Source organism: Chlamydia serpentis (genome assembly GCF_900239945.1).
In the GTDB taxonomy this organism is placed as follows: Bacteria; Chlamydiota; Chlamydiia; order Chlamydiales; family Chlamydiaceae; genus Chlamydia; species Chlamydia serpentis.
In genome coordinates this window covers 465,437-480,004 of record NZ_LT993738.1, presented here as the reverse complement: position 1 = coordinate 480,004, position 14,568 = coordinate 465,437, and the positions used below count along the sequence as shown (strand labels likewise).

Sequence of the window (14,568 nt, the reverse complement as noted above, 5' to 3'; positions counted from 1 at the left end):
TCAGATTGCATTAGAAGCTAAAATTTCCTCCAACATCTACATTATAATTGCGTGAAGATCCACGAAATTCCATAGAAAGATTACTCGTGACTTCCAGATATGGCGAGAAGGTATAGAGTATACCTGCGCGTCCAATGGCAGCCTGTCTTGACAGATTTGTCGCTGTTGTTTTCCAAGAAGTATTATTGATTATAAGCGCTGTAGTACAGTCAGGATTATTGCGGTAGATATCAGGAACATAAATGAAAGTGGCTTCATAAGACGCACGCTCATTTCTAGAAAGCCTCTCGAAGGTAATTCCGATAGGGATAGAAATATTAATTAGATTAGAACTATCGAAAGATCGTGCAAAAGTCGCATCTCGTTCTTGGCAGCTATCTTGGTGTATGTAGGCAGCTTCTAGCTTTATAAATGGAGAATATGCGTGGAAAAGTCCTTTCTGTGACATGAGCGTATGGGGTAGAGAAGCAGAAAGTTCTAAAGCGCAGCCATCGTTGTACCATGACATTTGCCCCGTTGGGGATTGGGTATAGTGGGTCTTCATATTATTCTTTGTGTAGATATAAGTGATCTGACCATCGCAAAGAACGGGTTGTTTATCCTCAGATCCAGGGAGATAGCGAAATAAAAACCAATGTGGAGAGGAGAGCGTAGCTAGATGTTGAAGATGGATAGAGCCTATATAGGCATGGGCTCTATTTTTATTTATGAAATAGTCTCTATCTTTCGCGAAGAGCTGACAGAAAGCTGCAGTGATAAGATTATCAGATAGTAGATTTGTAGTCGCTCCTATAACATAACCTGCACTAATATGACGGAATCCTTTCTTTATCTTGGTACTATCTTTATGTAAGAAGTTCGAGATTCCCTCACACCAAATGCCACGAGTTTCATAGGATCTCCGTACTTTAATGGTTATAAGGTTTTGTAGAGAACGTACATCTACGAATGATCCCCATAGTGTGTTGGGAAGTAGAGTCCCACGACGTTCAGGATTGGGATTATAACCTGTTTTTGTCCAGGTAAGAGTTCCAACCTTAGATTGATTGACTGCATCATCTTGCCAAGATAAAGTCCAGTTTCCTTGATATCCCCAATGAGAGGGATTTTTTTCGATAGGGTCAGAGGCTAAACCTGTAGTATTAACATCTGCTAAGGTATTGCCAGTGAGAGTAAGACAGGAGAAGTTTTGTGGGCTATTCCAGGAGATGTCTTCATAGACGTCACCAGAAGAATCTACAAGAGAGATTGCTCCAGATAGCGTTATTGCTTGACTAGCTGTTGTGGTTTTTAATGTTGCTTTTTTAGTTTCTTTTAAGGAGTCGACATTCAGGACGAGATTATTAACCGTAATCGCTTCAGCTGTTTCTAATGTTGTTCCAGCATCCATAAGAAGAGTAGATCCTGAAGCTTGTGAAAAAGACTTAGCAGTTAAAGTCACTCCTGCTTTCAGAGCCAATTGACCGCCTGTAAGATTTAGCGGTTGCTGAATGGTAGATTTGAGATTGTCAGGAACAGCAGCTTCTGTATCGGAGAGCTTCTCTCCAGAAAAAACGATTGTTCCTTGGTATGCAGGATTACCTATAAGATCAGGGCCATTTATATTCAGAACTTCTGATAATGCTGCAGTTAAGCTGGTAGTTATGGGATCATAGAAATAGATGGCATTACCTTGCGATGCTCGTAATTGAACAATTTTAGCATTGGTATTTCCAATGTTGATCGCATTTCTTGTAACTGTTTGATTAGGAGAGGAGCCCTTAACTGTTGTATTTCCTTCGAAGGTGATGTCTCCTTGATCCGCAGAAAGACTTAAAGATCCAGAGTCTGCAATAGCAATAGCTCCTCCTAATGGACTGGTTGCTGTAGCAGAGTTATTTTTAAACAGAGTAGGGCCTCCAGAAGATAGAATGAGATTGTCAGTATAGATAGCTCCACCACTACTGATTGCTGAATTTTCTATGAAGCTAAGGTTTCCATTATCTGTTAACGTTAATGTGGGCTTGGGAGTGGCCGTGTTACTACAGTAAATAGCGCCTCCTGTAGCTGAGGCTCCTGTTACACTATTTTTAGCAAAGATAACGGCGTGATTATTACTAATAAAGCTGCTAGCTTCTGTATAGATCGCGCCTCCATTGGTGGCTGCAGTATTCTGAGCAAACTGTATAGAGTTAAACGTGTTGTTAATTGTTAGGGCTCCTGTTGAATAGAGAGCCCCTCCTTTTCCTTTCGCAGTGTTGTTTTGGAAAGTTAAACTAGGGTTTAGAGATAGGTTGATAGAACTTCCTTGTAAGGAGCCGCCATTATCATCAGACAAGTTATTGCTAAAGTAGCAACTATGATTGGATTGTAGGGATAGAGGTCCCGTGGATTTAATAGCCCCTTTTCCTAATGTAGAGTTTGTAGCTTGTATGAAAGCTAGATAAGAAAATCCTGATAACGAGAGAGTTTTTCCTGCTGCTGTATTATTAACAGCATTATTTGCTCCTGCATCCATATTTTTGATTAGAAATTGATAGCCATTACCTTGGAAAGAAAGATTTCCTGTGTTTTCTTTGAAGCAAGATGTTGTTAGTGCTGTCGGAGATCCTGCGCCCATGATTGAGACATTTCCTGTGAAGTTATAGACAGTCCCATCTGCATTTGATGTTGAAGCTGGAGGGGTGTATGTTCCTGTTCCTGAGAAGCTATTTTCAGGTCCCAGATTGATTTCGACAGCAGCAGCAAATGTAGAGCAACTTACCACTAAGGGAAAAGCTAAAGATGATGAGATTAAAAACCAATGAAGTGAGGATTTCATGTAGAAGGCTATGGGTAATTTAAAAAATTATTTCACCACATACTGCAATAAATTAAAGAAATCAAGAGGAATGGAAGGGATAGAAATTTGAAGTTATAAATAAGATTATGCAAAGAACCCTCCGATGAGATAGGGAGGGATCTAACAATTAGAATGAAAATCTTAGACCACAGTCTACATTATAGATATCTGTTGAACCGCGCAACTCGTACGCTGCTTGTCCAGAAAATTCTAGGTGAGGAGATAGTGTGAGATGGCTTCGAGCACTAGCTAAGAAGGCTTGTCTTGCAAGATTTTTACATATAGAATTCCAAGCAGCTCCGCTGATAATCAAAGCAGTGCGAGAATGGGGATTCTTGCGATAGACGTCGGAGATATAGGCTAGAGAAAACTCAAGATTATTTTTTTCATCTTTGGAAACTTTTTCTAAGCGGATTCCGAGAGGGATTGAGCAGTTAATAAGATCTCCGTCATCAAAAGCACGAGCTTCAGTACCGCTCTCTTTAAAGCTTTCTTGGCGGCTGTAAACGGCTTGCAATTTTAAGAATGGGAAGTATCCTTGGAAAAAAGGAGTCTCTTTAGGGAGATACAGAGCTAGGGACCCTCCAATTTCCAGAGCACCAGAGTTATTAGTCCATGACCCTTGAGCTTGGGGATATGAGGTATACTTTGTATCCATATCGTTTTTAGTGTAGCTGTAGCTTATCTGAGCATTTAAAATAAGAGGAATGTCTTTCAAAACATCAGTAATTCCTCCCAATGTAGGGATCGGAAGCCCACCTAAGAAAGCTGTATGCTGCAGGTATAGGGAACCTAAATAATTATGAGATGTATTTTCAACTATGAAAAGGTCTTTATCTTTTCCAAAGAGCTGGCAAAAAGCTAGACTGAAGATATTTTCAGAAAAGTCTTCAACACTTGCTCCCACAATATAGCCGTAACTTTTATGGCGAAACGCTTGGTTGATTCCTGATTTGTCTTTATTAAGAAAATTTGCAGTTCCTGAAGCCCATAGTCCTCTTTGTTGATAGATACTATTAGCACTAGATTCCATGATTTGTTGTAGGGAGCGAATGTCTGTGAACGATGCCCAAAGAGAATCGGGAACTAACGAAGCTCTACGCTCAGGATTGGGATTGTAGCCAGTAGTTACCCAATTCAGTATTGCTGATTTTGATGTTGTGGTGTCTGCCCAAGTAGCTTCCCAATAGCCTTGATAGCCGTAATGGGGTTCGGGAGCCTCTACAGGATTTTTAAGAATAGCATCGATATGAATATCGCTAGCAGCAGTTGCTGTAAAAACAATAAAAGGAGTTTTTCGTGTTTCGTTTATTTTATGGTTTTCATATAGGTTGCCGTTGCTATCTTGAAAAACAAGAGGGGCTGATAGTGTTATAGTTTTATTGCCACTTGTTCCAATTGTTACACTCTTTGTTGTATCTAAAGAAGGAAGGTCAACGACAAGCTTGGTAAGAGTAATATTGTCAGTGGTTGCTGTCAGCTTTGTTCCTGGCTGCATACTGATTGTCGAGCCTTGAGTTTGTGTAAGAGCATTGACATCTAATTGGACATCATTTTTTAGTGCTAAAGTTCCTGAAGCTAAGGTCAACGGTTGCTTTAATGTTGTAGAGAGGTTAGCAGCAACTTTAGTTTCATCTGTGGAAAGCTTTTCACCAGAAAATATAATAGTTCCGGAATAATCTAAAGATGTATTGCTATCAGGTTGGTTAATGGTAAGAGGATCTGTTGAGGCAGCATTGTCTGATGTAATAGGATCATAGAAAAAAATCGTCTGGCCTTTAGTAGCTCGTAAGTTTGTAAATTTACCTGAGGATGGGATATGGATCGCATTTCTCTCAGTAGAAGAGGTAGTCGTATTTGTTAAAACGTTCCCAAGGAAGGTGATGTCTCCTTGATCCGCAGAAAGACTTAAAGATCCAGAGTCTGCAAGACCAATAGCGCCACCTTTTCCTGCAGCTGTGTTTCCACATTTGTTGCTAGTAAAGATTGTCGGACCTCCGGAAGAAAGCACTAGGTTATGTGCATAGATAGCTCCACCTTTAATTACCGAAGAGTTTTCGGAGAAGGTGAGACTTTTATTTCCAGAAAAAGTAAGAGTAGGAGTGCTTCCTGATTTTACACAATAAATAGCCCCACCATTTCCAGTCGCATCTGTCGCAGTATTTCCAAAAAAGAAGAGTTGGTTATTTTGAGTTATTGAAGTATCTCCTTCAAAAGCTAGAGCACCTCCTCCAGTTGCTCCGTTATTGTTCGTAAAGACTAAGTAGCCTGAATTTTGCGAGATGTCAGCAGTACTGGAGCTATAAACAGCTCCACCTAGTTTTTTTGCACTGTTAGAAGTAAAAGCTACAGAAGATCCATTACCAGAGATCGAAAGGGTTTTTGTTGTGATTGCCCCGCCATTGTTATTGGCGTCATTAGATACGTTTTGGCTAAAGAGAATACTAACATTGTTCCTAAGATTTAGTGCTCCTGCTGAGCTTAGAGTGCTTTTCCCCGCAGTGACTGTAGCTCCAGGAGCTGCAGTAAAGGAAAGATTAAGGAATCCTATAAAACTTAATGCCTTGTCTGCAGTTGTACTTGCTACTGCTGCTACGTTTGATCCCGCATTTATTTTATTAAATGAAAGAGAAAATACTTGCCCAACAAATGTCAGATCTCCAGCTGCTTCTGAAAAGCAGCTACTTGTTAATGCTGAGGTTTTACCAGCATTATTTATATAGACGCTTTCCGACAAAGTGTAAGTAGTTCCGTTAGCATCTGACGTAGATTTTGGTGTGAATGTAGTGCTGCCAGCATCGCCATCGAAGCTATCGGTAGAGGAAAGAGTGACATCTGCTCCGTATATTGAAATGTTCAATAAGACTGGAGTTGCAAGAAAGGAAGAAATAAAGAGTTTATACAGAGGTATTTTCATAGAAAATGCTTAGGTTAAGTTAAAAAATACTTTTTCTTTGCTCTAGAAACGAAATTTAGAGCCTAAGTCTACATTATAGCTTCGCGAAGAACTTCGTACTTCAAAAGCAAATTGACCGAAGATCTCCATATAAGGGTTAATTTGAACATGATTTGCGGCACGAGCAAGGAATCCTTGTCTTGCGAGGTTAGCGCCATACGCCTTCCAATGTGCATCACTCGCTGTAAGGTAAGTCATGCATTCGGGATTACGTCGGTATGCATCAACCACGTACATAAGAGTGAGATCATAAGTTCCTTTTTCTGATTTAGCATCTTTTTCAAACTTAACACCTATAGGGATCTCTATATTGATGAGCTCACTTTTATTAAATGCACGACCTTCAGCGCTACGTTCATTGAAATCTTTTTGATGAGCATAAATATATTGGATTTTAACGAAAGGCTCAACTTCTTTAAGAAAATAAGGTCCTGAAATTGTAATAGGAAAGTTGGCTCCAAGATCAGCACAAAAAGCATTGTTTCTCCAAGAACCATTTACCGTAGGATATTTGGTGTAGTTTGTCTTCATATGATTATCAGTGTGGAGGTAGCTAAATCTAGCATCAAAAGATAAGGGAATCATCTTTGACATTTCAGAAAGAATCCAAGGAGTTCGTGTAGCCTTTCCCCAAAGGAAGTTAGCAATGTCAAAAAGACCTTCTGTATGTTGGAAATATAAAGAAGCCCCATAAGTATCACCGTGATTCTTACCTACAACATGATCGCGCTCTCTAACAAATAGTTGGCAGAAAGCAAAGATTAGTTGATCTGCAGTAGGGGTCGCTGCTGTCAGCCCTAGAGCATACCCGCCACTAATATGGCGGAAGCCATGGCGGGTTGGCATAGAATCTCTATGAAAAAAATTAGCGATTCCTGAGAGCCACAAGTCACGCTCGAATGGTTGACCATTAGACTTGGTTTCCATAAGCTGACCTAGTGAGCGTATATCTATAAAATTCCCCCATAAGCTATTTGAAGGAAGATTACTTCTTCTCTCAGGATTAGGATTATACCCTGTTCGCGACCAGTTGATACTTCCTACTTTTGAAGAGACTCCATCTGCCCAAGACAATTGCCAATTTCCTTGATAGCCATAATGAACCTCTGGTTCTTGAAGAGTCAATGCAGAAAGGGCTCCGAAAGTTATTGTTCCATTAGATCCAGTTGCAATAATCTCAATAAGAGGATAGGTAGTAGCATTTTTCAATTTGTGATTTTCATAGAATGAATCTTGAGCATCAACGAGTTGAATTGTTCCTGATAGCGAGATATTTTTGTCTGCTGTCTCTGTTTTTAGAGTCGCTTTGTTTTTCCCATCTAAAGAGGAAATATTCACTGCTAAACCATTAAGAGAAAGATTTTCCTCTTTAGCGCTGAGTGTTGTTCCTCCATCTATTAGAATTCGAGATCCAGAAGATTGTTTTAAGCTATTGAAAGTAACGGTCACTCCATCACGAAGAACTAAGTCTCCTCGTGCTAATATTGCAGGTTGCCTAATGGTAGAGATAAGATTTTCAACAATTGCTTTTTCTACAGTCGAGAGTTTTTCTCCAGAAAAAACTATAGCTCCTTCATATTGAATATTACTGCCAGTATCTGCTAAGTTTAAGTTCAATATGTCTGTAATACTGGTAGTTCCTGGATTTGTAATGGGATCATAGAAATAGATAGACTGGCCTGTCGAAGATCGTATCGATGTGACTTTGGCTGTATCGCTAATATTTATAGCATTTCTTCTGATTGACGTTCCTTCGACTAACTGATTGTTGTTGAAAATAATATCTCCAGAAGTAGCAGAAAGCGCGAGTTCTCCTCCAGGCTCTATATTTATAGCTCCTCCTATTCCCTTCCCTGCAATACTACCGGAGGTGTTATTCTCAAATAATGTCGGACCTCCAGAAGAAATATTCACTTTGGCTGCAGAGATTGCCCCACCTTTTGTTAATGCGTTATTGTTGATAAAAAGGAGTTGTTGATTCCCAGTAAGGGAGAGAGTAGTCCCTGCTGTAGTGCAATAGATTGCTCCTCCTTGAGTTTGAGCACTTTCCTGGGAACTATTACCGTTGAAAGTAACTTGAGAATTATTCGTAATGGAACAATTTCCAAGGCTAAAAATTGCTCCTCCCGAACCTTTTGCTACATTGTTAACAAAGGAAACGCTGCCTGAATTGTTTTCAATAGTGACCGTTCCTGTAGCATAAATTACCCCGCCCTCGTGACCATTAAATACTTGGTTATTTGAAAAAATAGCAGAATGAGAGGTCTCTGCTAAAGAAAAGTTTTTAGTGCTGATAACACCACCACTCTCTGATGAGAAATTTCTACTAAATACAATTCGAGAATTTCCAATTAATGATAGGCTATTTGCCGATGTAAGAGCAGATTTTCCGTTAGGAGCAATAGTAAAAGAGGGACACGAGAGAATCGATAAGTTAGAAAAATTATTAAAGGTAAGGTTTTTATCAGCTGCTGTAGTACTAGCTACAGTTCCAGAATTGGAGCCCGCGTTGATAAGTAGAAAGGTTAGCGAACGATTGTTTCCTTGGAAAGTAAGATCACCAGCAGCTTCTTTGAAGCATCCTAACGCGAGTGGTATCCCAGAGGTTCCTGCGTTTTGAAATGATATATCAGTAAGTAGAGAGTAGGTAGTTCCTGTAGTGTCATTGGTCTCATAAGGAGTAAAAATAGTTCCGTTAGACCCATCGTAGTTATTGTTGCTATCTAGTGTGACCTCTGCACAGATTATAGAGAGAGAGGAAGAAATTAGCATCGAAGACAGGAACAACCAAGAAACGGAGGACTTCATTTGTAGCACTTTTTTGAAATCAGGAAATTATCCTAGGAAATACTGTAAAGAAAAAAAGAAATCAAGAGAAACACAGGATATTGATTTGTTCGCAAATCAAGTATCTTTTTTTTGAAAGTATTATCAAAACAAGAGTCTTTTTATCTTCTTTAGTCACATTTATAAGTCTTATTCTCAAATAAAACATCTGTATAAACTATAGCTTTTCCAAATCTTAAAACTAGGGTTATTAAAATGAGTAACGAGTGCCGCAATTTGCATTGTAACTTCTTGAGGAACTGCGAAATTCACAGCCTCCAGAAGCAAAACACTCAAAATTATGAGACACCTTATGATGCGCGGAAGCTTCTGTAAAGAAAGCTTGCCTTGATAAATTTGTAGCCCATGTAGTCCATGATGTTCCATTTCCTAGGGATGTAAGACAGTCAGGGTCATCTCTATAGGCATCTATGATATAGCCTAAGGCAAGATGCCACGTGGTTGGTAGATTTGCTGAGGCACGCTTCAGTGTAATTCCCATCGGAATAGAGAAATTAATTAGATGACTATCTCCAAAGCTTCTGGGATCAGGAGCCTGTTCTTTGAACCCTTTTTGATTTACGCTAACAATTTGGAGTGTCAAGTATGGAGAGTAGCTACTAACATATCTATAATTTAAGTCTATAGGCAATGAACCGCCGATTTGCGCAGCAAAACTATGACTATCCCAGTCAGACTTTCTATTTGTATTGTCAGCTGGCTTTGTCGTCATATTATGGTGGTTTCTAGCATAGGAGACCTGACCATGAAGAATAAGAGGAGTTTCTTTAGGTAACTCTGGAAAAATTTTAGACAAAACATGACGACGTAAAGAAGTATGGAGAGGAAGGATATAAGAGCTCTCAGCGTAAACAGTTCCTGTATATGCTTGAGATTTAATATTAGAGATCACGTAATCTTTAGATTTAGCAAAGAGTTGGCTAAAAGCAACAGCAAAGGTGTTTTCTTCAGGGGTGCTCATGCTGCCCCCAATAACATAACCTCCTGAAATCAGGCGAAATCCTGCGTTTTCTTTATCTTTATCTTGATGGAAGGCATTAAAAATTCCTCCAACCCATATGCCTGGACGTTTAGGATTTTCCAACATCGCAGTTGCTATGTTTTGTTGTATAGTGCGGACATTAACATACGCATTCCAAAGGCTATTAGGAACTAGGCTGGCTTGCAATTCAGGTTTAGGAGAATATCCTAATGCTTGCCATTCTGCGACTAAAATGACTTTCCCTGTAGATTCGACTTTCGGAACAAGAGACCATTTTCCTTGATAGCCGTAAGTTGGGGTAGTCATACCACTAGGAAGCGGATTGAAGTCATCTAGATTTACAGTTCCTGAAGTAGAGGATAGATCTAAGAAAGGAAGGTCTAGGTTATTTTTCAACCCAGGATTATCATAGAAGTTAGCTTCATTATTGTGAAATTTCAGATCTCCAGAGATTTTTAGGCTTCCTGTTGTGCTATTTACCGCAACTTTTACCATGCGTTGACCATCTAGGGCATCCAAATTTACAGAAAGATTTGTTAAAGTGATACTCCCGTCATTATTACTAGTTTTTGTAGTTTCTAAGGTGGTGCCTGCATCCATAAACACTACAGAATTAGGATTTTGAGTGAAAGAGTATACCTGTAAAGTTGCCCCCTCTTTTAAAATGACACGGCCTCCTGCCAAGTTGATCTTTTGGTTAAGTATTGTCGTGGTGTTGTTAGGGATAGATGCATCTTCAGTCGAAAGCTTTTCAGAAGAAAATACTATAGTCCCAGAGTTTAGATTTGGAGGTGTTATAGGCTGTACAGGAACAGACGCTATAGGGGCATTTTTTGGTTGTGCTTGAGGAGGAATAACAGCTTTTACAATCACAGGATTGATTACCAGTTCTGGTATAACCCCTCCAGATCCAGGAGTTTCCATAGTAATGGGGTCATAAAAGTAAATCGTACGACCAGGAGCTGCGACAAGTTTAGAAATCTTAGCTCCTGTGCTGAGATGAATCGAGTTTGGTGTAGAAGTTCCTTGAGTAGCGCGGTTTCCTGAAAAGATAATATCACCGTCTATAGCTTCTAAAGAGAGTTCCCCATTATCCGTTATATAAATAGCTCCTCCCTTCCCGGCCGAGTTATTGGTAAATGAAATAGAGCCATTCGCAGTGATCGATAACATCTTTGAGTAAATAGCTCCTCCAGAAGTTCCAGCCGTGTTATTCTCAAAAGTTAGAGACTGGCTACCTGATAAGGCACATTTAGTAGCGTAAATAGCTCCACCACTTGCTGTTGCAGAGTTTTCAGAGAAATTTACACTCTGGTTTTCAGTGATGAGTAAACTCTTTGTAGCTATATCAGAATCAGCAATATTGCAGAGGATAGCTCCACCACAACCATCTTGGTTTGCAGTGGTCGTTGCTGTTGCAGAGTTTCCAGAAAATACTAGGGCCTTGTTTTTAGTGAAAGAGGTATTTCCTGTAGAATAGAGGGCACCTGCTGTTTTAGCAGTATTTGCACTAAAGGTAACTATTCCCGTGTTTTCTGTAAGGCTAAAATCTTCGGAAGTTGTAAAAATGGCTCCTCCTGAAGTTTCTGCAGAATTTTTATCGAAAGTAATTGTGTCGTTTGCTGATAAGGCACATTTAGTAGCATAAATAGCTCCGCCACTTACTGTTGCAGTATTGCTAGTGAAGGACATTTCTTGGTTTCCAGAAACAGTCAGGCCAGTTTTCCCTGCTGCTGCTGTAAGATAATTGCAGATAGCTCCTCCGCAACCCTCTTGATCTGTTGGAGATCCTGTAGCATTCGCTTGATTTTGTTGAAAAAGCACACTAGTGTTATTCATAAGGTTAAGATTATCATCAGAACACCAGGCGCCCCCTATTTTCGCAGTATTAGCTTTGAAGATAACCACCCCTGTATTTGTAGCAAGTTTGCTATCACTAGCCTTCGAATAGATAGCTCCGCCTTTCTCTGTTGCAGTATTGCTAGTCAAGGTGATAGTACCTACATTTTCTTGGATAGCAGTATTTGCTGTAGTACAGAAGGCACCACCATTTTTGGTGCTGCCATTTTTATCTATTAAAACTGCTGTTATAGTTTTGATTACACTAATGTTATATGCAGAAATCGCAGCTCCATCTTTGGCTGAAGAATTATTTTGAAGTGTTATACTTGTGTTTTCAGTAAAAGCAACACTACCCCCAGAAGTATTTGTAACAGAAATAGCCCCATTACCTCCTGAAGTGCTTGATCCAGGAGCTGAATCTATTAAAAGTAATGATAATCCAGAGAAAGAGAGAGCAGTATTGGTATTGTTAATCGCAGCGCCATCGATGGTAAGCCCTATGTTTTGTAGAGTCAGGGAGTGTCCTTCTCCAACAAAGTTTAAGGTTCCTCCGCTATTGGTAAAACAGCTTTTATCAGTAGGATTCGTTGTAGTTACATTTTTGATAGAAACGTCACTAGAGAGTTTATAAATAGTTCCCGAAGAGTCAGAAGTTTCTTTCGCATTAAAAGCAGAGCCTCCTCCGTCATAATTGTCGGATGAAGAGAGACTCGTTTCTGCTGCCATTAATGGAGATAAGGAGAGAAAAAGAGCTGAAGAGGTAAATAGCCAATGCAAAGAATGTTTCATCTGTTTTTAGGGGTAAGAAATAAAAGCTTTTGTATAAAATACTCCATTCAATTGAGTCTTTAGGAGCATGGTTGCAGCAATAGAGAATATAAAGAAATAAATCAAGTAAATGCTTTTCCGGAGATTCATGGCTTAGAGTAATTAGCCTGGTAAGGGGAATCTTACGAGAAAAATTTTTAAAAAAGCTTGAGCGCGTAAGGATTTAAAGTCGATCGGGATAAGGTAAAACTAAATGATTGTTTATGACTTTAAGTTAGCTTGAGAGGTTCTTGGTTAAAAGTGATAAGGAAATAGCAAAAAGTGGTTATGTAAAAATTACTAATTAATTGTTATTCCCTTCTCGATCGTCATAACCGTCAGAAAAGGGATTATTTTGATCAAACGATGGTGATAATGATTCGTAAAATGGATTTGTTGGACTGAGACTTGGGGAAGAAGATCTTGAGGATGAGGCTTTGCTAGAAGAATCAGTTTTCTTCCCTTTTTTCTTAGACTGTTTCTTATTCTTATTTTCTTTTTGCTGTTGTTTCCCCTGTTCATCTCTATCGTCTCTAGAAGAATCCCGAGATGAACGACGGGAAGAAGAGGTGACTCGATAAGATGAAGAGCTTTCTTCTTTGCTAGGATGCAGGGGTTCGGGATGTACCGAATTCGGTATTGAAAAATTTATTGATGAGGATGCTGGTTGTATTGGCATGAATAGCGACATTTTAGAATGGTTGCTTAGCGTACTCCTTCTTTCTTGTAATTGAGGAGAAGATGAAAGAATACTTTCAGTAGATCCAAAACCAGTGGTGTTTCGTCGTATGAATTCATCAAGGTTTGTTTTTTGTTCAGATGAGGATGTCGTCGCTGTTTTCCCTCGTGATCTAAAATCTATAGATCCCTGGGAGTGACGACGGACTCTACGTATTCGATTGTCCTGTCTACGTCCACCATCTCTTCGTTGTCTTTGTGCATCTGCAGCAATATCTTTTTTATTTTCAGAGAAGACCTTCTTTGCATCATCAACTGTTGCCGGACGTAGTATAATAGGATCTACAGTATTCTGAGTCTTTCTCTGCTCTTTTATAAGGCATGCTGTCCGAAAATAATTTAAAGTCAACTTGTTTAATGACATAAAATACAGTCCCACAGTAATTAATCCCATGATAAACATAGGATTGGCAAAGACTAGGACTGTCCCTCCAGAGACAGCACAAGCTCCTGCAATTAGGCCTGCGGCAATTGCTAATACAATCATAGGAACGATAATGGCTGTCATTGCTTCCGCGACTTTCTTTGCTTTAGGAGTCCCTATAACATCAGAAATAAGCATAGTAACCCCCAAAGCTCCCAAGGCAAGTGCTGGGATAAGGGCATAGACCATAAGGCCTTGTCCTTGTGTAGCAATAAGAAGCGAAATGATAGAGATTACCGCAATGGCAATGATGCCTATGTCATAGACATAACGCATTTTAGGGTGACGATCAGGAACCGTAATGAAGCGACGAAATAACCCGGTAGATGACGTTTTTAGACGTTCTCCTAGACGAGAAGACTGGGGTGGGGTTGTCGTAGGAACTTGTCGTTCCCCTAAGGGATTTATAGGTGAGTGACTCATACTACCAACTTGTTATAATTGCCATTACAACTGAATTTTTATTCACAGAATACATTCAGTATTACTTATTATAAAATGTGATGAGATTTAGTTGGTTATTTTTTTCTATTTGTCTTGTTTTTTGAATAAATGATTTGTTTTGTTAAAAATCTTAATCTATTTCAGTGTGTTTGTTTAATTATCTTGATCAAAGTAAGCTTCACTTATCAGAGGTATATAGTCATTAGACGGAGTCAGTATATGGTCGGGGAAAAGATTCTTATGAGTCTGGAATAATGAGGCACTAGTAGTTAAAGATATGAGGATTCCCAGGGAGACAAAAACTACTGGAGGGGGAATAAAGATTAGGCTAAAGATTAGCCCAACAGTAATTGCAATAGTCATAAGATTAAATATCCAAGCCATACAATAGGAGGGCAGATTTTGACAGCTTTTTGTTTTTATGCAGTTAAAGAGAGCTCGTAGAGGTAGGGAAGCGCAAGCATAAGCAGAAGCACAGGGAATTAGGAGAACCTTAAGAAGTCCTAGAATTACAGAGACGAGTATTTCTATAGCTATTGCAGTTTTGGGATAACGCTCAGCATGCTTTTGCATCTTGCGAGCGAGCATACGTTCTGGAAAAATGTCATCCAGGTATAGTTGAGCACCCTGTTTGCAGATACTTTTAAAGCCCATATCCGTTTAAAATAGAACATTTTATGAAAATTACTTAAACAGTTTAAGGTGAG

General features: G+C 39.4%; 6 protein-coding genes. All 6 read right to left on the bottom strand.

Annotated features, from left to right (window positions below):
- Positions 1 to 10: 10 nt before the first annotated feature.
- The gene (locus C834KP_RS02055) at positions 11 to 2,800 is read right to left on the bottom strand and encodes a polymorphic outer membrane protein middle domain-containing protein (RefSeq protein WP_108896541.1); all 2,790 of its coding nucleotides are present in this window, start codon (positions 2,798 to 2,800) and stop codon (positions 11 to 13) included.
- Between the two features lie 148 nt (positions 2,801 to 2,948).
- Complete coding sequence (locus C834KP_RS02050) at positions 2,949 to 5,738, bottom strand: polymorphic outer membrane protein middle domain-containing protein (protein WP_108896540.1); 2,790 nt, start codon at positions 5,736 to 5,738, stop codon at positions 2,949 to 2,951.
- 42 nt (positions 5,739 to 5,780) lie between these two features.
- On the bottom strand, positions 5,781 to 8,585 hold the full coding sequence (locus tag C834KP_RS02045) for a polymorphic outer membrane protein middle domain-containing protein (protein ID WP_108896539.1): 2,805 nt from the start codon (positions 8,583 to 8,585) through the stop codon (positions 5,781 to 5,783).
- 229 nt (positions 8,586 to 8,814) lie between these two features.
- Positions 8,815 to 12,237, bottom strand: coding sequence for a polymorphic outer membrane protein middle domain-containing protein (locus C834KP_RS02040; RefSeq protein ID WP_108896538.1), 3,423 nt, complete (start codon positions 12,235 to 12,237; stop codon positions 8,815 to 8,817).
- A gap of 322 nt (positions 12,238 to 12,559) precedes the next feature.
- On the bottom strand, positions 12,560 to 13,840 hold the full coding sequence (locus C834KP_RS02035; protein ID WP_108896537.1) for an IncV family inclusion membrane protein: 1,281 nt from the start codon (positions 13,838 to 13,840) through the stop codon (positions 12,560 to 12,562).
- Between the two features lie 174 nt (positions 13,841 to 14,014).
- On the bottom strand, positions 14,015 to 14,515 hold the full coding sequence (locus C834KP_RS02030; protein ID WP_108896536.1) for a DUF5422 family protein: 501 nt from the start codon (positions 14,513 to 14,515) through the stop codon (positions 14,015 to 14,017).
- Positions 14,516 to 14,568: the final 53 nt, after the last annotated feature.